Raw genomic sequence first — 19,821 nt, forward strand, 5'->3', positions numbered from 1 at the left:
CGATTCCTGGAACTCCTAAAATTCCTTAAATTAGGAATTAAAGGGTTCGTGATGTTCGTTCGCAATCAATGGTATGTGCTGTGCTCCAGCGCGGATCTGGCATCGCGGCCGCTGGGAAGAGTCGTTTGCGGCATTCCCATGGTGGCGTTTCGAACGCAGAGCGGCCGGGTGGGCATCGTCCAGGACCTGTGTTCGCACCGGCGCGCGCCGTTGTCGATGGGGCGGGTGCAGGGGGAAAACCTCCGCTGCGTCTATCACGGCATGGAATTCGGCACCGACGGGCAGTGCCTGCACATTCCTTCCCAGTCGGTCATTCCGCGCATGGCCCACGTCCAGGCATTTCCAGCCATCGAACGCTATGGCTTCATCTGGGTATGGCCAGGCGACGCCGAGGCCGCCGAAGCCCTGCTGCCGCAATTGCCGTGGCGTGAAAGCAAGGCATGGAATAGCGGGTTGATCCAGTATTTTCCCGTCAAGGCCTCGTACCTTTACATGAACGACAACCTGCTGGATCTGTCGCACGTCGCGTTTCTCCATGAGTCGAGCATCGGTTTCGATCCCAGGCTGTTGTCCGAAGATCCTCTGGAAATCGAGGTGACCGACGATGGCGTGGTGAACCGGCGCTGTTTCAAGGATGTGGAGCAGGCACCGGCACACCGGGAGTGGTACCCGTTCCCGGGGCGGGTCGATCGGGTCCAGGTGGCGGAGTGGACGCCGCCCGGCCGGATATCCGTCCTGGTCCGCAACTCGGCCGAAGGCGTGGACGTAGATCTGCGCGCGGATCACTTGCTTACGCCGGAAACCGCGACGACGCATCACTACTACATCGCCCTGTCGCGGAATTTCCGGATCGAGGATGAGGCGCTGAGCGAGCGGCTCAATGCCGATGCGCTTCGAGTCCACCAGGAGGACGTCGATATCGCCGAAGCGCAGCAGCGGATGGCGCTGGCCATGCCGCATGCCCGCGACCTGCCTCTCCAGGCGGACCGGGGCATGCAGGCGGCGCACCGCATCATGAAGCGCCTGCTGGACGCCTCCGCCGTCTAGGGCCTGCCCGAAGGGCGCCCATCCGAACGCACCCCTGACTGCGTTGCGAATGCGCGCCGGGGTAAAATCCCCCATGGATCCGAACGAGCACCCTCCATGGTCTGGACGCCCCGAGTCACTGTCGCCGCCGTGATCGAGCGCGGCGGCAAGTTCCTGGTCATCGAGGAAGACACCGACGCCGGCGTCAGGCTGAACCAGCCGGCCGGCCACCTCGAAGCCGGCGAATCGCTCGAAAGCGCCGTCAGGCGCGAAACCCTGGAAGAGACCGCGCATCCCTTCGTACCGTCGGGATGGCTGGGCACGTACCTGTGGCGTCCCGAAAGCGTCGATGCGCCGACCTTCCTGCGCTTCGCCTTCGTGGGCGAGGCGGGCGAGCCGCTTCCCGGCCGCGCCCTGGACGAAGGCATACGCCGCGCGTTCTGGATCTCCACCGACGAACTGCGCGCCCGGCAGGCCGAGCACCGCAGTCCGTTGGTCATGCGCTGCGTGGACGACTATCTGCGCGCGCGGGCGTCGGGCCGGCCGTGGCTGGCGCTGGACGCGCTCTACACACATACGGCAATCGTGGATACGCATCATGGCAAGCAGTAAGGGACGCATCGTAGTGGGTATGTCCGGCGGGGTGGATTCGTCGGTCAGCGCCTGGCTGCTGAAACAGCAGGGCTACGAAGTGGTCGGCCTCTTCATGAAGAACTGGGAGGACGACGACGATTCCGAGTACTGCTCGACCCGCCAGGACTGGCTGGACGCCGCCAGCGTGGCCGATGTCATCGGCATCGACATCGAAGCGGTCAACTTCGCCGCCGAATACAAGGACCGTGTGTTCGCCGAATTCCTGCGCGAGTATTCGGCCGGCCGCACGCCCAATCCCGACGTGTTGTGCAACGCCGAGATCAAGTTCAAGGCCTTCCTGGACCATGCCATGCGCATGGGCGCCGAGCACATCGCCACCGGCCACTACGCGCGCGTGCGGCGCGTGGAGTCGGGGCCGCAGGCCGGGCGCCACCAATTGCTCAAGGCCCTGGACCACACCAAGGACCAGAGCTATTTCCTGCACCGGTTGAACCAGGCGCAGTTGTCGCGCACGGTCTTTCCGCTGGGCGAGATCCGCAAGACCGAGGTGCGGCGCATCGCGCACGAACTGGGCCTGTCCAATGCCGCCAAGAAGGACTCCACCGGCATCTGCTTCATCGGCGAACGTCCCTTTCGCGAATTCCTGAACCGCTATCTGCCCACCCAGCCCGGCCTCATCCTCACGTCCGAAGGCGAACGCGTGGGCCAGCACGTCGGGCTGTCGTTCTACACGCTGGGCCAGCGCAAGGGCCTGGGCATAGGCGGCGTGAAAGGGCGCCAGCAGGAGGACGGCACCGCGGACGCCTGGTACGTGGCGAAGAAGGACCTCGCGTCCAACACGCTATACGTGGTGCAGGGCCACGATCATCCGTGGCTGCTGAGCGACGCCCTGCAGGCGCAGCAGGCATCGTGGGTGGCCGGCGAGCCTCCGGCGCCGGGCGCCTATGGCGCCAAGACCCGTTACCGGCAACCCGATGCGGCGTGCACGCTGGCGCGGGCCGATGGCGAAACGTTCGAACTGGGTTTCCCCGATCCTCAGTGGGCAGTGACGCCCGGCCAGTCCGCGGTGCTGTACGACGGCGAGGTCTGCCTGGGAGGCGGCATCATCACGTCCCCGTCCGCGCGCTAGCGGCGCGGATTGCCTATCCCTCGAAGGCCTCCGGATCGTCCAGCACGATGCGCGCGGTCTTCTGGTAGTGCTCGGTCAGCAGCGCCACGGCCCGGTCGGCGTCCCCCGCCGTGATGGCTTCCATCAGGTCTTCATGTTCGGCCTGGATCGGGCGGTCCGGGAAGATCTTCTGCACCGACAACTGGCGATAGCGGTACAACTGGTCCGCCAGTTGTTCGCAGAAGCCGATCAGCCAGCGCGACCCGCATCCGCCTATCAGCGCCCGGTGGAAGGCCCGGTGGCGCTGTTCCCATTCGGGATTGGCCTCGAAGCGGTCGTCCCGCAGCGAGCGCGGCGTCTTGGACAGGCGATGGAAGGCCAGGACCAGGCCCTCTTCCCATTGCGCGGAGCCGGACGCCATGGACTTGCGCAGCGCGATTTCCTCCAGCCAGCAGCGGGTGTTGGTGATCTCGACCAGGTCGGTGGGGCTGACCGCCGCCACGGCGAAGCCGCGCTGGTCGCGCTGTTCCACCAGGCCGTCGGCGGTCAGCCGGTTCAGGGCCTCGCGCACGGGGGTCTGGCCGGCGCCGTAGTGGTGGCCCAGGAATTCGATCTGCAGCTTGCGCCCGGGCGGCAGTAACCGGCCCGCCAGCAGATCGGCGCGCATGCGGTCGTACAGCGTGGTGGTCTGGGTGGCGGCGGGGGCGCCGGGGTCGGCCGGTGGGGCGGGGGTCTTAGCCACGAAAACTCCATGAGGCCCGTTGTGGGCAGCCGTGCGTGGGTGCCGGCCGGTGGATTTTATATGAAAGTGTATAAAACGCCGTACCCATCAAAAATATGTATAAAAAATTGCATTCAAGAAAAATGTATATAAAATGGCGAAGCCAAAGGAATAACCGCCCCGCGGGGCCGGCGTCTTGGCGCGTGCAGGCACGCGCGTTTTCACCCCATTACCGGAGTTAGAGATGAAATTCGTGAGTTTCCGCAAAGATGGCGCCGTGCGCCTGGGCGTCCTGGCCGATGACGGCATCATCGACCTGAACCAGGCCCAGCCGCAGGTCCCGGCGGACCTGGGCGCCGCGCTGCAGGCCGGCGTCGACCTCCAGGGCGCGGCGAAGGCCGCCATCGCGTCGTCGGCCCCGCGCCTGCCGGCCGACTCCATCGCCTACGCCCCCGTGGTGCCCCGCCCCGGCAAGATCATTTGCCTGGGCCTGAACTATTTCGACCATGCCAAGGAAGGCGGCCGCGACAAGCCCGAATACCCCTGGTTCTTCTTCCGCGGCGCGACTTCGCTGCTGGCCCATGGCGAACCCACGGTGCGTCCGCGCGTGTCCGACAAGTTCGACTACGAAGCCGAGCTGGCCGTGGTGATCGGCAAGGCCGGCCGCCACGTCAAGCGCGACCAGGCCATGGACCTCGTGTTCGGCTATGCCTGCTTCAACGACATCTCGGTGCGCGACTACCAGAAGCGCACGCCGCAGTGGACCATCGGCAAGAATTTCGACGCCACGGGCGCCTTCGGCCCGCACCTGGTCACCGCCGACGAACTGCCGGCCGCCGCCAAGGGCCTGTCGATCAAGTGCCGCCTGAACGGCCAGGTCATGCAGGACGCCAACACCAGCGACATGATCTTCGACATCCCCGAGACCATCGAGCTGCTGACCGAAGTGCTGACGCTGGAACCGGGCGACGTGATCGTCATGGGCACCCCCGCCGGCGTGGGCCAGGCGCGCAATCCGCAGGTCTGGATGAAGCCGGGCGACGTGGTGGAAATCGAGATCGAGAAGGTTGGCCTGCTGCGCAACCCGGTAACGGCCGAAGCCTGATATCCGTAGCTGCGACGCAATGAAAAATGCCCCCACGCTTGCCGCTTCGCGGCGGCGCTGCCCCCCAAAGGGGGCGTTTTCATCTTGGGGCGGCCCAGCGATGAAAAAAAGCCCCGACGGGCTTTTTTTCATTCTCATCAGAAATTGAGTTGTTCCGGGCTGATGCCCAGAGCCGCGGCAATCTTCTCTCTGGATGCCTTGCGCAGACGGTCGCTGCCTTCCTGCTGGGCGTAAGCGGACTGGCTGACTCCCAGGCGTTCAGCGACGACAGCCTGGGTCAGACCCAGGTGTTCGCGCCAGGCTCGAACCGGTGTAGCGCCATCTACGGTTCGATCGACCACGTTGTGTGGAATCAGGTCGCTGTCCACATTGCGCCGCGCCATGTACTCGCCATAGGGGATCACCACGAAGGCGGGTTCGCCATCCGGCCCGTTAATGATCTGGATGCTAGTACGTGCGTTCATCGCGCTTCTTCACCTCTTGAATTTCAACGATCCTGATTTTTCCGTCCCAGTCGAAGAAAATCCGGTAGTTGGCGATCCGTAGCCGGTATCCGTACTGATGATTGGCGAGAGCCTTGACGTGCAGGCAATCAGGCATTGTCACTAGAGCGGAAACTCCGTCTCGTATGGCCATCTGATGCTGTCGATCAAGTTTGCGCAACTGCCTGGCAGCCTTCACCGTCCACAGAATCGAGTTCATGAGGATTATAAGCTAATTATAAGTTATTGGTGTGCCTCATTATGGCCTGTCGAAGAAGTGTTTTTCTCTTTGGTATGTCTGGCCTGACATACTCTCGAGGCCAAGGGAACTCCTAAAGCATCCGAGCCCGATGTTCCCGCACGGCCTGCCGCGCCATGTCGTTCAGTTCGGCGTCGCCATGGGCGTCCAGATGCGCCAGCACGGCTCGAGCGCGCGCGCCATCCTCGATCTGCTGCTGGCCGATCCGCGCTTCCTGCCGCTGAAGGAGCTGATGCAAAGCAGCGAGTTCAGGATGGAGATCAACCGCCTGCCGGGCTACGACGCCGTGGACACGGGAATGGTGTCGACCATGCGCGAGGCGTTTCCCCGCTTCTTCCGGCCGGGCGGCCGGAAGGGGAGCGAGGGGTAGGCGGCCGCGGTCAGGATGCGGCCTGGGTCTGGGGCAGCATGGCCTCGAAGGACTCGGCCTGGGCCATGGGCCAGTATTTCCGGTAGACCTCGTAGGGCGGCGTGCCGGCCAGCAGTTCGCCGCGCTTCAGGAAGGGGAAGAGGCTGGCCAGCAGCTTGACTTCGTTGCCCGATATGCGGCGCACGATGTGCTCGGGGCTCAGCTTGGACGGATGGTCCATGCCCGCGGCCGACACCAGTTCGCTCAGCGCGCGCAGGGTGTTGCGGTGGAAGCTGTAGACCCGCTCCGCCTTGTCGGGCACGACCAGCGCCTTCTGCCGCAGCGGATCCTGCGTGGTGACGCCGGTGGGGCAGCGGTCGGTGTGGCAGGCCTGCGCCTGAATGCAACCCAGCGAGAACATGAAGCCGCGCGCGCTGTTGCACCAATCGGCCCCCAGCGCCAGCGTGCGCGCGATGTCGAAGGCGGTGATGATCTTGCCCGAGGCGCCTATCCGTATCCGGTCGCGCAGGTTCACGCCGACCAGGGTGTTGTGGACCAGCAGCAGGCCGTCCTGCAGCGGCACGCCGACGTGGTCGGTGAATTCCACCGGCGCCGCGCCGGTCCCGCCTTCGGCGCCGTCCACCACGATGAAGTCGGGCGTGATGCCGGTCTGCAGCATCGCCTTGACGATGGCGAACCATTCCCAGGGGTGTCCCACGCACAGCTTGAAGCCCACGGGCTTGCCGCCCGAGAGCCGGCGCAGGCGCGCCACGAACTGCATCAGGCCGACGGGGGTGGAGAAGGCGCCGTGGCGCGACGGCGAATTGCAGTCCACCCCCACCAGCACGCCGCGCGCCTCGGCAATCTCGGGCGTGACCTTGGCGCCCGGCAGGATGCCGCCGTGGCCGGGCTTGGCGCCTTGCGAGAGCTTGATCTCTATCATGCGCACCTGGGGCGAGGTGGCGTTGGTCACGAAGGCTTCCTCGCTGAAATGGCCGTCGGCGTCGCGGCAGCCGAAGTAGCCCGACCCGATGTTCCAGACCAGGTCGCCGCCCGGCGCCCGATGGTAGCGGCTGATGCCGCCTTCGCCGGTGTCGTGCGCGAAATTGCCCTTGCGGGCGCCGGTGTTGAGCGCCGTCACCGCGTTGGCCGACAGCGCGCCGAAACTCATGGCGGAGATGTTGAAGATCGAGGCGCTGTAGGGCTGGGTACAGTCCGGTCCACCCACCGTCACGCGGAAATCGAAGTTCTCGATGTGCACCGGGGCCATCGAGTGGTTGATCCATTCGTAGCGCCGTTCGTACACGTCTTCCTGGGTGCCGAACGGGCGCTTGTCGATGTCCTGCTTGGCGCGCTGGTAGACGATGGAGCGCTGGTTGCGCGAGAACGGCGCGGCCTTGGTGTCGTCCTCGAAGAAGTACTGGCGCAGTTCGGGGCGGACGAACTCGAACAGGAAGCGCAGGTTGCCCAGGATGGGATAGTTGCGGCGGATGGCGTGCTTGCGCTGCAGGAGATCGACGATGCCCAGCGCCAGCAGCGCGGCGAATATCAGCGCCGGGATCCCCCAGTCGGCGTCGTCCGCGGCCAGCAGGCCGAATCCCACGGTGCCCAGGACGGCCAGCCATAACGTGGTGTATCGGGGGGCAAACCAGGACATGCGCGACTCCTTCGGACTGAAACGGAGTCAAGCATAGCAGCGCGGCAGGGGCGGGCCGGGATCAGCCCTGGCGCGGATCGGTGTCGGCGAACGACGGGCGCTGCGCCAGCTTCTCGGCCAGGCGGGCCAGGTTCGGATGGCCGTCGCGCCAGTCGCGTTCGGGGTAGCGGAAGTCCAGGTAGCCCAGCGCACAGCCGACCGCGACGTCGGCCAGCGTGTAGCTGTTGCCGGCGCAGAAGGGTTTCTCGCCCAGGCCGGTTTCCATGGCTTCCACGGCGGCGTCGATCTTGCCCTGCTGGCGTGCGATCCAGCTCTCGCTGCGCAGCGCCTCGGGGCGCTGGGTGTATTCGGCGCGGATCAGCACGGCGGCATCCAGCAGGCCGTCGGCCAGGGCCTCCCAGCATTTGACCTCGGAGCGCTCGCGGCCCGACGGGGGCAGCAGCCGGCAGACCGGCGTGATCGTGTCCAGGTATTCGACGATGACGCGGGAATCGAAGACCGCGCCGCCATCCTCCATGATCAGGCAGGGGACCTTGCCGAGCGGGTTGGAGTCCTGGATGCGGGTGTCCGCCGCCCACACGTTTTCCTGTTCGAACTGGTAGTCGAGTTTCTTGTCTGCCAGGACGATGCGGACTTTGCGGACGAAGGGGCTGGCCAACGAGCCGATAAGTTTCATAGAGCAAGAGCCGGATGGTCCTAAAATCAGGGCCGGCCGGCGGGCATGGATGGGCCGCGGAGTATACCATCCGGACCCGTCCCCGGATATGGTGCGGTGCTACAATTTCTTTTTACTTTCAAGCGCTTATGAAGACTTCCGACCAGTTGACCCCCCTCAATGCATTGTCGCCGCTGGACGGCCGCTATGCCAGCCGCGGCGCGCTCTTGCGCCCGCTCTTGTCCGAAGCCGGCTTCATGCATCACCGGGTTCAGGTCGAGGTCGCGTGGCTGGTGGCGCTGTCCGACGCGGGACTGCCCGAATTGCAACCCTTCTCCGTCGCCGCGCGCCAGCGCCTGGCGGAACTGGTGGCCGGATTCTCCGAATCCGACGCCGCCCGCATCAAGGACATCGAACGCACCACCAACCATGACGTGAAGGCGGTGGAGTACTGGCTGAAGGAAAAGGTGGCCGACAACGCCGAACTGTCCGCCGCGGCCGAGTTCATCCATTTCGCGTGCACGTCGGAAGACATCAACAACACCTCGCACGCGCTGATGCTGCGGGCCGCGCGCGACCAGGCTCTCGTGCCCTCGCTGCGCAAGGTCTACGACAAGCTGGCGGCCCTGGCCGAGCAGCATGCCGACCAGCCGCTGCTGTCGCGCACCCATGGCCAGCCCGCCAGCCCCACCACCATGGGCAAGGAATTCGCCAACATGGCGGCGCGCCTGGGCCGGGCCATCGCCGAGATCGAACGCGTGGAACCGCTGGCCAAGCTCAACGGCGCCACCGGCAACTTCAACGCCCACCTGTCCGCCTATCCCGAGATCGACTGGGAGGCCTTCAGCGCCAAGGTGCTGCAGGGCCTGGGCCTGACGCAGAACCGCCACACCATCCAGATCGAGCCGCATGACTGGATGGCCACGCTGTTCGACGCCGTGGCGCGCGCCAACGTGATCCTGCTCGACGTGAACCGCGACATCTGGGGCTACATCGCGCTGGGCTACTTCAAGCAGCGCCTGAAGGAAGGCGAGATCGGCTCGTCCACCATGCCGCACAAGGTCAATCCCATCGACTTCGAGAACTCCGAAGGCAACCTGGGGCTGGCCAACGCCACGCTGCGCCACCTGGCCGACAAGCTGCCCGTTTCCCGCTGGCAGCGCGACCTGACCGACTCCACCGTGCTGCGCAACCTGGGCGTGGCCTTCGGCTACTGCCTGGTGGCCTACGATGCCTGCCTGCGCGGACTCGACAAGCTGGAGATCAACGGCGCGGCCATCGACGCCGACCTGGACGCCTGCTGGGAAGTGCTGGCCGAACCCGTGCAGACGGTCATGCGGCGCTACGGCCTGCCGCAGCCCTACGAGCAGCTGAAGGCGCTGACCCGCGGCAAGGGCATCAGCGAAGAGGCGCTGCGCGAGTTCATCCTGGGGCTGGAACTGCCCGACGAGCCCAAGGTCCGGTTGCTGGCGATGACGCCGCGCAACTACATCGGCCTGGCGGCCAAGCTCGCCCGCGAGCTGTAGCCGCCTACCGGATGTGGGCGCCGCGGCGCCCACATCGCGGGAACCCTCTCGCGCCTCGCGCATCGAACACGTTGGAATCGTTGTCCGACCGGTCTATCGTCCGGTAGACCCTCCCTTGTCCGTCCCACCCAGGAGCCCCTGATGAAGAGACTTTTGCGCGTACTGTCCGTCGCCTGTATCGCCGCCGCCCCCATGCTGCTGCCCGCCACCGCCGCCGCCCAGTTCGCCAAGCCCGAGGACGCCGTCAAGTATCGCCAGTCGGCGCTTACCGTCATGTCCAACCACTTCGGCCGCATCGCGCCGGTTGTGCGGGGGCAGCAGCCCTACGACGCGGCCCAGGTGAAGGCCGACGTGGCCATCGTCGCCATGATGTCCAAGCTGCCGTGGAGCGCATTCGGTCCGGGAACGGAAGGTGGCGGGGCCAAGCCGGCGGTCTGGTCCGACAACGCCAGGTTCAAGCAAGGCCAGGAGCGGCTGCACGGCGACATCGCCAAACTGGTGGCGGCCGCCGACACCGGCGATCTCGCCCAGGTACGGACCGCCTACGGTGCGGTCGGCGCCAGTTGCAAGGCTTGCCACGATAATTTCCGGAATCGGTAATCGATCGAAATAAGTTTCAGGGCTTGTAAGCCCGTTGTTTCAAAAAAAGCCAGGGTGGACCTGGCTTTTTTCGTTTCCCGGCGGTCGAATACCTGTGTATTCCCGCCTAGGGGGGCCCGTCATGGCTTCCGTATCGAAAATCGTCTTGTGCATGGCCGCCGCCTTTTCCACCGTGGTCGGCCTGCCCGTGCCCGTCGCGGCCCAGACCACGGCATCGACGCGCAACGGCGTCGCCCAGCCCGCCGAGCTGGAGCAGCTGGTCGCGCCCATCGCGCTGTATCCCGACGCGCTGTTGTCGCAGATCCTGATGGCGTCCACCTATCCGCTGGAAGTGGTCGAGGCCGCGCGCTGGCAGAAGGATCACCCCAACGTGACCGGCGCGGATCTGGAAGGCGCGATGCAGAACCAGGACTGGGATCCCAGCGTCAAGTCGCTGGTCGCCTTTCCCAATGTGCTGGACATGATGAACGAACGCCTGAGCTGGACCACGCGCCTGGGCGACGTCTTCCTGTCGCAGCAGGATGCGCTGATGGACCAGGTCCAGGTGCTGCGGTCGCGGGCCCAGGCGGCCGGCAACCTGACCTCGGGGTCGGAGCAGACGGTTACCACCGTGCCGTCCTCGGGCGGCACCACGGTCATCCGCATCGAGCCCACGCGGCCGGACGTGGTCTACGTGCCGGTCTACAACCCCACGGTCGTCTACGGGCCCTGGCTGTATCCGGCCTACACGCCGTTCTACTGGTACCCGCCCGGCTACGTGGCCGCCGGCGTGGTGTTCTCGTTCGGCGTGGGCCTGTTCATCGGGCACGCGCTGTGGGGCGGCTACGACTGGCACGCGCACCGGGTCAACGTGGTCAACATCTACAACTACAACAACTTCAACCGCACGCGATACAGCCACGTCGACTGGCGGCACGATGCCTACCACCGCCGCAACGTGGGCTATGGGGATCCCGGGCGTGGCCGCCAGTTCTACGGCGATCCGGCCAGGCATTTCGCCGCGCGCGAGGCCTATCGTTCCCGCGCCGATGCCTGGCGGCGCGACCTGCCCAATATCGACCGTGCATCGCTGCGCGATCGCGATCCAGGCAGGGGATTCGGCAGCCGCTTCGACGGCGGCCAGGGTAGCCGTTTCGACGGCGGGCGGCCGGGCGGGGCGGGCGACCGTGGCACGCCCGGCAGCCGTTTCGATGGACAGGGAAGCGGCCCCAGGGCCGATGGCGGCCGGGGCCGCGAGACGGGCAGCCCGGGCGCGATGCCGGGCCGTACGCCGGGTGGTGTCGCGGGCATGCCGGGGGCCGGGGGCGGACGCGGACAAGGGCCCCAGGCATCGCGTCCGGGCCAGGATGGCCAGCGCGGCGCGGGGGGGATGCCCTCGCGTCCGTCAGGCGGCAGGGAATGGGCCGGAGGCCGTGGCGAAGGCGGCGGCGTCCAGGCGGGACCCGGCGCGGGCCGGGGCTGGAGCGGCCCGCAGGGCGGCCGCGAGTCCGGCGGCGGGCGTGATTTCGGCCACGCGGGCGGAGGCGGCCATGGTGGCGGCGGTGGCCGTGGCGGCGGCAACGTCGGCATGGCCGGCGGCGGAGGTGGCGGAGGCGGTGGCGGCCATCACGGCGGTGGCCGCTGACCGGCACGGCCCGGCGCGCATCAGAACATGGCGGCGGGCCGCAGCGACACGATGCCGTAGACCACCGCGGCGGCCAAGGCCGCGATGACCAGCGCGAGCAGGCGGGTGCCCGCCGTATCGCGCGCGGAGTCGGCGCCGGTGGTGAATTCCTCGGCCGGGGCGTCGCCGGTGACCATGGCGCGGGTCAGCTTCTGCTTCTTCGCGACGCGGTACCAGACGATGGCCACGATGTGCAGCCCGACCAGGATCAGGATGGGCAGCTCGTCCAGCTTGTGCAGCCCGGTCAGCCGGTCCGACCAGTCCTTGCCGACCAGGCCGGCCAGCGGCCCTTCCGTGAAGATGTCGTCGTTGGCGAACAGCCCCGTGGCGGCCTGGTAGCCCAGCAGCAGGATCATGGCCACCACCGACAGCGCCCCCAGCGGATTGTGGCCGGGCGTGCGCGGCATGGTGCCTCTCAGGTAGGCGGCGATGGCGCGCGGCCCGCGCACGAAGCGCGCGAAGCGGGCATGGCCGCTGCCCACGAATCCCCAGACGATGCGGAACAGGATCAGCCCCAGGACGGCGTAGCCGAAAAGCAGATGGTATTCGGCCCAGAGCCCGCCGACCTTGACGGTGACGAAGGCTCCGATCACACAGACGACGAGCAGCCAATGAAAGAGGCGGGTGGGAAGGTCCCAGACGCGGATCTTGCTTGGGTTGGACATGGAGGCAGCCACCGAAGAAGCGGGAGAGTGGCTATTGTGCCATCGGTACCTGGGCGCGCGATGCGGGCATGCGACGATCGATCAGGGGATGGAGGGCCTGGGCGTGCCGCAGCAGCGCCTCGTCTTCGCCTTGCCTGCCCACCAGTTGCACGCCTACCGGCAGGCCACGCGGGGACCAGGCCGTGGGCAGGTGGATCGCGGGCCATCCCAGCACCGACCAGACCCGGTTGAAGGTCGAGTCGCCGGTATGGTGCAGGCCCGCCGGCGCCTCGCCGGCCGCGCTGGGGGTCAGGATGAGGTCGAAGTCCCGCATCCGGGCATCGAGCGCGGCGTGCGCTTCGCGCACCTGGTGCCGGGCCTCCTGGTACTGGCTGGCGGTGACCGAGCGTCCCGCGTCGATCGCCTTCAGCATGGCCGCGCTCAGTTCGCGGCCGCGCGTGCACAGGATGGGCAGCAGGGTGCGGGCCAGTTCGTGCAGCATGATGCGGCGATGGCATTCGGCCAGCGCGGGCAGGAGGCCGGCCAGGGGAGCTTCGACGACGGCGCAGCCCGCCCCGCGCAGCGCGGCGGACGCTTCGTCCAGCGCCTGCCGCGCTTCGGGCGACAGCGTTCCCAGTTCCATGGCGTCCAGGCGCCAGACGCGCAACCGATTGCCGGGACGACGGGGCGCGAGATCCTGCCAGGGCAGCAGGACCCTGGCGGCCAGAATGGCATCCTCCACGGATCGGGCGAACCAGCCCACGCAATCCAGGCTGTCGGCCACGGGCGCGATACCGGCCGAGGGGACCGCGTTCAGCGATGTCTTGATGCCGACCACGCCGCAGTAGGCCGCGGGCCGGATGACCGACCCGCCGGTCTGCGTGCCCAGCGCCAGCGGCACCATGCCGGCGGCCACCGCGGCGGCCGAGCCGCTGGACGACCCGCCGGGCGTGTGGCCGGGCCCGTGCGGATTGCGCGTCGGGCCCGGATGGGAGAAGGCCAGTTCGGCGGTAACGGTCTTGCCGACTGGCACGGCGCCGGCGGCGCGCAGCAGCTCGACGCAGGCCGCGTGGCGGGCCGCCGGGGTGGCCGCGCCGGGCAGGCCGAGTCCGGTCGGCATGCCTTCGACGTCGATGATGTCCTTCACGCCCACGGGGACGCCCAGCAGCCCGGGGCGCGGATCGGTGGGCGCGGGGCCGTCGCGGTAGGCGCGTTCGATCTGGCGGGGTTCGAACCAGCTCCAGGCCCTCAGGTCCGGTTCCAGCCGTGCGTGCCGCTCGATCACGCCGCGCGCGATGTCGGCTGGGGACAAGGTGCCGTCAGACAGGCGGGCGGCGATCTCGCCCGCCGATAGTGGGGAAAAGTCCAGGTGTCGCATGGCCGCCAGTATGCGTGGGCGGGTAGCCGGGAAGACGCGAATTTTTTTCGCGCCCCCCGCGCCGATTCGTCGTTTGCCCGGCCCGGCGGGACGGTCCAGACTTGCGCCGCAAGGAGGAAAGCCATGCAGACATTTTCCGATCAACTGGGGCTGCGCTGCGTATTGATGCGCGGCGGTACGTCCAAGGGGCCGTTTTTCCTGGCGGACGACCTGCCGCCGGCCGGCGAGCGGCGCGATGCCGCGCTGCTCAGGCTGATGGGGGCCCTGGAGCCGCGGCGGATAGACGGCATAGGTGGCATCGATTCGCTTACCAACAAGGTCGCGATCATTTCGCGCAGTACCCGGCCGGGCGTGGACGTGGACTATCTGTTCGCCCAGATCTGCGTCCACAAGAACACCATCGACTACTCGGTGAACTGCGGCAACATGCTGGCCGCCGTCGGCCCGTTCGCCATCGACGAAGGCCTGGTGAAGGCCGCCGCGGGGGCCTCCACCGACGTGGCCATCTTCAACGTCAACACCGGCAAGCGCATCGTGGCCACCGTGCGGACACGGGACGGCCGCGCCATCTATGCGGGCGAGGCGGCCATCGACGGCGTGGCCGGCACCGCTGCGCCGGTGTGGCTGCGTTTCTGCGACGTGGCCGGCGCCAAGACCGGCAAGCTGCTGCCCACGGGGCAGGCCATCGAGACGCTGGAGGGCGTGCGCGTCAGTTGCGTGGACGCGGCCGTGCCCATGGCCATCGTCGAGGCCGCCGAGCTGGGCATGACGGGCTACGAGACCGCCGGCGAGATCAACGCCCGCGACGATCTGCTGGCCCGCGTCGAGCGCGTGCGCCGCGCCGCCGGCCGGGCGATGGGCCTGGGCGACGTCGCGCGGCTGGAGATGCCCAAGCTCGTGACCGTGGCGCGGCCGGTGGCGGGCGGTACGATCAGTGCCCGGTACTTCATGCCGTACACCTGCCATACCTCGTTCGCCGTGACCGGCGCGGTATGCCTGGCGGCGGCCGTGCAGGTGCCGGGATCCGTGGCGGCGCGGATCGCCGCCCAGGGCGCGGCGGGCGAGGTCGCCATCGAGCACCCCGCGGGCACGCTGCGCGTCGGGATCGACGCGACTCAGGGCGCCGCGGGTACCGAGGTCCGTTCGGCCAGCCTGCTTCGCACCGCCCGGCGCCTGTACGCCGGCACCGTTTATTTTCCGGAGGCGACGCTGGATGCGCCCGCCGCCGAGCCTGCAAGGGAAGTTCTCGCATGAAATCGTTCCGTGTTCTCCTGATCGCCGGCCTCGCGCTCGCCGGGCCGCATGCCGCCCAGGCGGCCGATGCCTACCCGGCCGGACCCATCCGGCTGGTGGTGCCGTTCCCCGCCGGCGGCGGCACCGACATCCTGGCGCGCGAACTGGCGCGCGAGCTGGACCAGCAATGGCATCAACCCGTCATCGTCGAGAACCGTCCCGGCGCGGGCGGCGCCATCGGTGCCGCCGCGGTGGCCTCGGCCAAGCCCGACGGCTACACCATGCTGATGACGACCGCGGGCGTGTCGGCCATCAACCCCAGCCTGTACAAGTCGCTGCCCTACGATCCCGAGAAGCAGTTCACGCCGATCAGCCGCGTGGCTTCGACCGTGTTCGGCGTGCTGGTGCATCCTTCGCTGGGGGTGAACTCCATCGGCGAACTGATCGCGCTGGCCCGGAGCAAGCCGGGCATGCTGACCTTCGGGTCGGCGGGCAACGGCGCCGCGGGCCACCTGCCGGGGGAACTGTTCAAGTCCATGGCGCGGATCGACATCCGCCACGTTCCCTATCGCGGCACCAGCCCGGCGCTGAACGACCTGCTGGGCGGCCAGATCTCCATGATGTTCGCCATCCTGGGGCCGGCCACGCCCTACATCAAGTCGGGCCGGGTCAAGCTGCTGGCGACCACCGGCGCCGCGCGCGCGGCAAGCTTTCCCGATGTCCCCACGGTAACCGAGGCCGGGTTGCCCGGCTACGTGGCCGACGAGTGGTGGGGCGTCGCGGCGCCCAAGGCCACGCCGGCCGACGTGGTGCGCAAGTGGAACGCGGCAATGCGGGCCTACGTGGCCAGGCCGGCCGTGCGGCAGAAGCTGATCGAGAACGGCTACGAACCCGCGTCCGACACGGTGGAGGCCTTCTCGGCCCTGATCGCTGCGGACAAGGTGAAGTGGGGCAAGGTGGTGCGCGACGCTTCGGTCAGCGTGGACTAGGCGGCCTGCGACAGCAGGGCGCCCAGCAGGCGCGACACCGCGGGCGTGGGGACCACGCCCGGGTCGACCACCAGGCGCAGTTCGAAGCTGGCCCAGTCGTCGGCCAGCGGCACCTGCCGGATGTTGGCGGGAACGTGCCAGTCGGCGGGCGCGGCGGGCACCACGGCCACGCCCAGTCCCGCGCTGACCAGCGAGAACACCGCGGGGAAGCTGGTCACCTGGGTGGAGACGGCGGGCGGGTGCGGCGTGCCCGGGCCGTCCTGGCCCGAGAACTGCGCCAGCGCGCTGCCGGCCGCCCGCGCGATGTGCGGGAACCGCAGCGTTTCCTCATAGAAGACGGCATCCCGCCCGGCCAGTTCATGGCCGGCGGGGACCGCCAGGACCAGCGGCGTGCGCGTGTAGGGCAGGCTCCGCAGGGGGTCCGCCCGCGCGCCGGCATGGGCGATGCCCAGATCGACCGACCCGTTGGCCACCGCCTCCAGCACCGCCGCGCTCGTGGCTTCCCGCACCGATATGAGGATGCCGGGATATTCCGCCGAGAAGCGGGCCATCAGGTCGGCCAGTCCCGCGCACATGCCCGAGGTGTTGGAAGCGATCCTGACCGTGCCCGAGGTCCCGTCGGCGAACCCCGCCAGGTCTTGCTGCAATCCCTGCAATTCTTCCAGCACCCGTTCGGTGCGCCGCGCCACCGCCAGGCCGGCGGCGGTCAGGCGGGCGCCTTCCGGCCGCCGGGTCAGGAGGGCGATGCCCAGCTGCGATTCCAGCTCCAGGATGCGCTTGCTGGCGGCCGATGCCGTCAGGTGGATGGTCTCGGCCGCGCGCGCGACGCTGCCGGTTTCATCGACCTTGCGCAGCAGTTGCAGGGTCAGGAGATCGAATCGCGGATTCATGGAAGCGCTCCGTCGGGCCGCATGGCTCGATGAAAACAAAAACGCCCGGCGGAGCCGGGCGCTTCGGGACGTCGTCCGGGACGGCGCGGGCGTCAGCCCACGACTTCGCCGGTGTCCTTCTTGGCCGGCTTGACCAGGTCCTCGCGCTTGACGCCCAGCCACATGGCGATGGCGGCCGCGACGAACACGGACGAGTAGATGCCGAACCAGATGCCGATGGTCAGGGCCAGCGCGAAATAATGCAGCGACGGGCCGCCGAAGATCAGCATCGCGATCACCATCATCTGGGTCGAGCCGTGGGTGATGATCGTACGCGAGATGGTGGCGGTGATGGCGCTGTCGATCACGTCCCGCACCGAGGCCTTGCGCTGCTTGCGGAAGTTTTCCCGGATCCGGTCCATGATGACCACGGATTCGTTCACCGAGTAGCCCAGCACCGCCAGCACCGCCGCCAGCACAGGCAGCGAGAACTCCCACTGGAAGAAGGCGAAGAAGCCCAGGATGATGACCACGTCGTGCAGGTTGGCCACCACGCCCGCCACGGCGAATTTCCACTCGAAGCGGAACGCCAGGTAGATCATGATGCCGACCACCACGAACAGCAGCGCCAGCAGGCCGTCGTGGGCCAGCTCCTTGCCGATCTGCGGGCCCACGTATTCCACGCGGCGCAGTTCGACGCTGGCGTCGGTGGCCTTCAGGGCCTCGATGACCTCGTTGCTCTGCTGGGTCGAGGTCTTGCCCTCGATGTTGGGCAGCCGGATCATCACGTCGCGCGAGGTGCCGAAGTTCTGCACCTGGAAGTCGTTGTAGCCCTTCTGCGAGATGGTGCTGCGCACCTTGTCCAGCTCCACGGCCTGCGGGTAGGCCACTTCCATGACCGTGCCGCCGGTGAACTCGATGGACAGGTGGAAGCCCTTGGTGGCGATGAAGAACACCGCCGCCAGGAACGTGACCAGACTGATGATGTTCAGCACCAGCGCATGGCGCATGAACGGGATGGTCTTGTGGATGCGGAAGAATTCCATGTTGCTCAGACCTCTTTGGGTTTCCAGACCTGGCCAATCGACAGCTTGGCGAGTTTCTTGCGGCGGCCGTACCAGAGGTTGGCGAGCGCGCGGGCGCCGACCACGGCGGAGAACATCGAGGTCAGGATCCCGATGGTGTGGACGATGGCGAAGCCCCGTACTGGGCCCGAACCGAAGGCCAGCAGCGCCACCGCCGCGATCAGCGTGGTGACGTTGGAGTCCAGGATGGTGCCCCAGGCCCGCTCGAAGCCGAGGTGGATGGCCTGCTGGGGCGCGGCGCCGGCTCGCAGCTCCTCGCGTATCCGCTCGTTGATGAGCACGTTGGCGTCGATCGCCATGCCCAGCGTGAGCGCGATGGCCGCGATGCCGGGCAGGGTCAGCGTGGCCTGCAGCATGGACAGCAGCGCGATCAGCAGCAGCAGGTTGACCGCCAGCGCGATCACCGAGAACACGCCGAACAGCCCGTAGTACAGGATGATGAAGACGGCGATGGCGGCGAAGCCGTAGACCACCGAGTGGAAGCCTTTCTGGATGTTGTCGGCGCCCAGGCTGGGGCCGATGGTGCGTTCCTCGATGATCTCCATCGGCGCGGCCAGCGAACCGGCGCGCAGCAGCAGGGCGGTGTCGTTGGCCTCGACCGTGGTCATGCTGCCGGAGATCTGCACGCGGCCGCCGCTGATCTCGCTGCGGATCACGGGCGCGGTCACGACCTCGCCCTTGCCCTTCTCGAACAGCAGGATGGCCATGCGCTTGCCCACGTTGTCGCGGGTCACGTCGCGGAAGATGCGGGCGCCCTTGGCGTCCAGCGTCAGGTGCACGGCGGGCTGCTGGGTCTGGCCGTCGAAGCCGGCCTGGGCGTCCTGCAGGTTCTCGCCGGTCAGCACGACCTGGCGGCGCACCAGCACCGGCCGGCCGTCGCGGTCGGTGTAGCGTTCCAGGCCGAAGGGCACGGTGCCGCTGGCCAGCGCGCTGGTGGCTTCCGGCGAATCGTCCACCATGCGCACTTCCAGCGTGGCCGTGCGGCCCAGGATGTCCTTGGCCTTGGCCACGTCCTGCACGCCCGGCAACTGGACCACGATGCGGTCGGCGCCTTGCTGCTGGATGACCGGCTCGGCCACGCCCAGTTCGTTGATACGGTTGTGCAGCGTCGTGATGTTCTGGCGCAGCGCGTTGTCCTGCGAGGTCTTGATGGCCTGCGGGGTCAGGGCGCCGGTCAGCTTGAAGTCGCCGCCGGCGTCCTGGTCGCTGAGCTGCAGGTCGGGCAGGCCGTTGCGCAGCACGTCGCGCGCGGCATCGCGGGTGGCGGCGTCGCGGAATTTGATCTCGATGCTCTGGCCGACGCGGTCGATGCCGTTGTGGCGGATGTTCTTGTCACGCAGCTGCGAGCGCACGTCGCCGGTCATGGCGTCGTAGCGCTTGGTCAGCGCGCCCTTCATGTCCACCTGCAGCAGGAAGTGCACGCCGCCGCGCAGGTCCAGGCCCAGGTACATGGGCAGCGCGTGCAGCGAGCGCAGCCAGGCGGGCGAGGCCGACAGCAGGTTCAGCGCGACCACGTAGCCGGGATCGGACGAGTCGGGGTTCAGCGATTTCTCGAGCAGGTCGCGCGCGCGCAGTTGCTGGTCCGGGGAGTTCAGGCGCACCCGCACCGTGCCCACCGGGCCGTTCTGCTCGAAGTACAGGCCGGTATTGGAGATGCCCGCGGCCTGCAGGGTCTGGTCCACCCGCTCCATCATGGAGTTGTCGACCTTGATGGTCGCCTTGGCGCTGGAGACCTGGACGGCGGGGGATTCGCCGAAGAAGTTCGGCAAGGTGTAGACGAAGCCGATCACGACCACCACGGCGATCATGATGTACTTCCAGAGAGGGTAGCGATTCATCGGTAATCAAACCTCGGAAGGCTGGCGCATCGGCGCCGGT

The 19,821-nt window shown here is 67.7% G+C and carries 20 protein-coding genes; 10 read left to right on the plus strand and 10 right to left on the minus strand.

Annotation, left to right across the window (positions count from 1 at the left end; translation table 11 throughout):
- Positions 1-51 precede the first annotated feature (51 nt).
- The 3 genes from EGT29_RS06555 (at position 52) to mnmA (ending at position 2,749) form a co-directional block, all read left to right on the plus strand.
- Positions 52-1,047 (plus strand): aromatic ring-hydroxylating dioxygenase subunit alpha, encoded by a 996-nt coding sequence (locus tag EGT29_RS06555; protein ID WP_124688261.1) that lies wholly within the window; start codon positions 52-54, stop codon positions 1,045-1,047.
- Positions 1,048-1,143: 96 nt separating this feature from the next.
- Positions 1,144-1,638 (plus strand): NUDIX hydrolase, encoded by a 495-nt coding sequence (locus EGT29_RS06560; RefSeq protein WP_124688262.1) that lies wholly within the window; start codon positions 1,144-1,146, stop codon positions 1,636-1,638.
- Positions 1,625-2,749, plus strand: coding sequence for a tRNA 2-thiouridine(34) synthase MnmA (gene mnmA, locus EGT29_RS06565; RefSeq protein WP_124688263.1), 1,125 nt, complete (start codon positions 1,625-1,627; stop codon positions 2,747-2,749). Before EGT29_RS06560 ends, mnmA begins: the two co-directional genes overlap by 14 nt.
- Before the next feature lie 13 nt (positions 2,750-2,762).
- Here mnmA and EGT29_RS06570 read toward each other — a convergent pair whose 3' ends face one another.
- Positions 2,763-3,470, minus strand: a complete 708-nt coding sequence (locus tag EGT29_RS06570; protein WP_238160313.1) for a GntR family transcriptional regulator — start codon at positions 3,468-3,470, stop codon at positions 2,763-2,765.
- A gap of 223 nt (positions 3,471-3,693) precedes the next feature.
- Here EGT29_RS06570 and EGT29_RS06575 point away from each other — a divergent pair, with 223 nt between their 5' ends.
- Positions 3,694-4,554, plus strand: coding sequence for a fumarylacetoacetate hydrolase family protein (locus EGT29_RS06575; RefSeq protein ID WP_124688264.1), 861 nt, complete (start codon positions 3,694-3,696; stop codon positions 4,552-4,554).
- 137 nt (positions 4,555-4,691) lie between these two features.
- On the opposite strand, the gene EGT29_RS06580 is transcribed toward EGT29_RS06575, so the two are convergent.
- On the minus strand, positions 4,692-5,018 hold the full coding sequence (locus EGT29_RS06580) for a helix-turn-helix domain-containing protein (RefSeq protein ID WP_124688265.1): 327 nt from the start codon (positions 5,016-5,018) through the stop codon (positions 4,692-4,694).
- Positions 5,002-5,256, minus strand: coding sequence for a type II toxin-antitoxin system RelE/ParE family toxin (locus EGT29_RS06585; RefSeq protein WP_124688266.1), 255 nt, complete (start codon positions 5,254-5,256; stop codon positions 5,002-5,004). Before EGT29_RS06585 ends, EGT29_RS06580 begins: the two co-directional genes overlap by 17 nt.
- A gap of 130 nt (positions 5,257-5,386) precedes the next feature.
- Between EGT29_RS06585 and EGT29_RS06590 the strand changes: the two genes are divergently transcribed.
- Entirely contained in the window at positions 5,387-5,665 is a 279-nt protein-coding gene (locus EGT29_RS06590) for a hypothetical protein (RefSeq protein ID WP_124688267.1), read from the plus strand.
- Positions 5,666-5,675: 10 nt separating this feature from the next.
- Here the strand turns inward: EGT29_RS06590 and EGT29_RS06595 are convergent, their stop codons facing one another.
- Together EGT29_RS06595 and EGT29_RS06600 are read right to left on the minus strand one after the other, a co-directional pair.
- A complete protein-coding gene (locus tag EGT29_RS06595; RefSeq protein ID WP_124688268.1) occupies positions 5,676-7,301 on the minus strand; it encodes an FMN-binding glutamate synthase family protein in 1,626 nt (541 codons plus the stop codon).
- Between the two features lie 61 nt (positions 7,302-7,362).
- On the minus strand, positions 7,363-7,977 hold the full coding sequence (locus tag EGT29_RS06600; RefSeq protein ID WP_124688269.1) for a glutathione S-transferase C-terminal domain-containing protein: 615 nt from the start codon (positions 7,975-7,977) through the stop codon (positions 7,363-7,365).
- A 128-nt stretch (positions 7,978-8,105) separates the two neighbouring features.
- Between EGT29_RS06600 and purB the strand changes: the two genes are divergently transcribed.
- From purB to EGT29_RS28860, 3 genes are all read left to right on the plus strand, one after another.
- Complete coding sequence (gene purB, locus EGT29_RS06605; protein ID WP_124688270.1) at positions 8,106-9,482, plus strand: adenylosuccinate lyase; 1,377 nt, start codon at positions 8,106-8,108, stop codon at positions 9,480-9,482.
- A gap of 141 nt (positions 9,483-9,623) precedes the next feature.
- Entirely contained in the window at positions 9,624-10,082 is a 459-nt protein-coding gene (locus EGT29_RS06610; protein ID WP_124688271.1) for a cytochrome c, read from the plus strand.
- A gap of 121 nt (positions 10,083-10,203) precedes the next feature.
- A complete protein-coding gene (locus tag EGT29_RS28860; protein ID WP_192901798.1) occupies positions 10,204-11,706 on the plus strand; it encodes a DUF3300 domain-containing protein in 1,503 nt (500 codons plus the stop codon).
- 20 nt (positions 11,707-11,726) lie between these two features.
- Here EGT29_RS28860 and EGT29_RS06620 read toward each other — a convergent pair whose 3' ends face one another.
- A complete protein-coding gene (locus tag EGT29_RS06620) occupies positions 11,727-12,410 on the minus strand; it encodes a cytochrome b/b6 domain-containing protein (RefSeq protein WP_124688272.1) in 684 nt (227 codons plus the stop codon).
- A gap of 31 nt (positions 12,411-12,441) precedes the next feature.
- On the minus strand, positions 12,442-13,767 hold the full coding sequence (locus tag EGT29_RS06625; RefSeq protein ID WP_124688273.1) for an amidase: 1,326 nt from the start codon (positions 13,765-13,767) through the stop codon (positions 12,442-12,444).
- 123 nt (positions 13,768-13,890) lie between these two features.
- On the opposite strand from EGT29_RS06625, the gene EGT29_RS06630 reads away from it, so the two are divergent.
- Positions 13,891-15,021, plus strand: coding sequence for a 4-oxalomesaconate tautomerase (locus EGT29_RS06630; RefSeq protein ID WP_124688274.1), 1,131 nt, complete (start codon positions 13,891-13,893; stop codon positions 15,019-15,021).
- Positions 15,018-15,989, plus strand: a complete 972-nt coding sequence (locus EGT29_RS06635) for a tripartite tricarboxylate transporter substrate binding protein (RefSeq protein ID WP_124688275.1) — start codon at positions 15,018-15,020, stop codon at positions 15,987-15,989. Before EGT29_RS06630 ends, EGT29_RS06635 begins: the two co-directional genes overlap by 4 nt.
- Here EGT29_RS06635 and EGT29_RS06640 read toward each other — a convergent pair.
- From EGT29_RS06640 to secD, 3 genes are all read right to left on the minus strand, one after another.
- On the minus strand, positions 15,986-16,879 hold the full coding sequence (locus tag EGT29_RS06640) for a LysR family transcriptional regulator (RefSeq protein WP_124688276.1): 894 nt from the start codon (positions 16,877-16,879) through the stop codon (positions 15,986-15,988). The genes EGT29_RS06635 and EGT29_RS06640 overlap by 4 nt on opposite strands.
- Positions 16,880-16,971: 92 nt before the next feature.
- On the minus strand, positions 16,972-17,904 hold the full coding sequence (gene secF / locus EGT29_RS06645) for a protein translocase subunit SecF (RefSeq protein ID WP_124688277.1): 933 nt from the start codon (positions 17,902-17,904) through the stop codon (positions 16,972-16,974).
- A gap of 5 nt (positions 17,905-17,909) precedes the next feature.
- Positions 17,910-19,781, minus strand: a complete 1,872-nt coding sequence (secD, locus tag EGT29_RS06650) for a protein translocase subunit SecD (protein WP_124688278.1) — start codon at positions 19,779-19,781, stop codon at positions 17,910-17,912.
- Positions 19,782-19,821: the final 40 nt, after the last annotated feature.

The organism is Pigmentiphaga sp. H8 (assembly GCF_003854895.1).
Lineage (GTDB): Bacteria > Pseudomonadota > Gammaproteobacteria > Burkholderiales > Burkholderiaceae_B > Pigmentiphaga.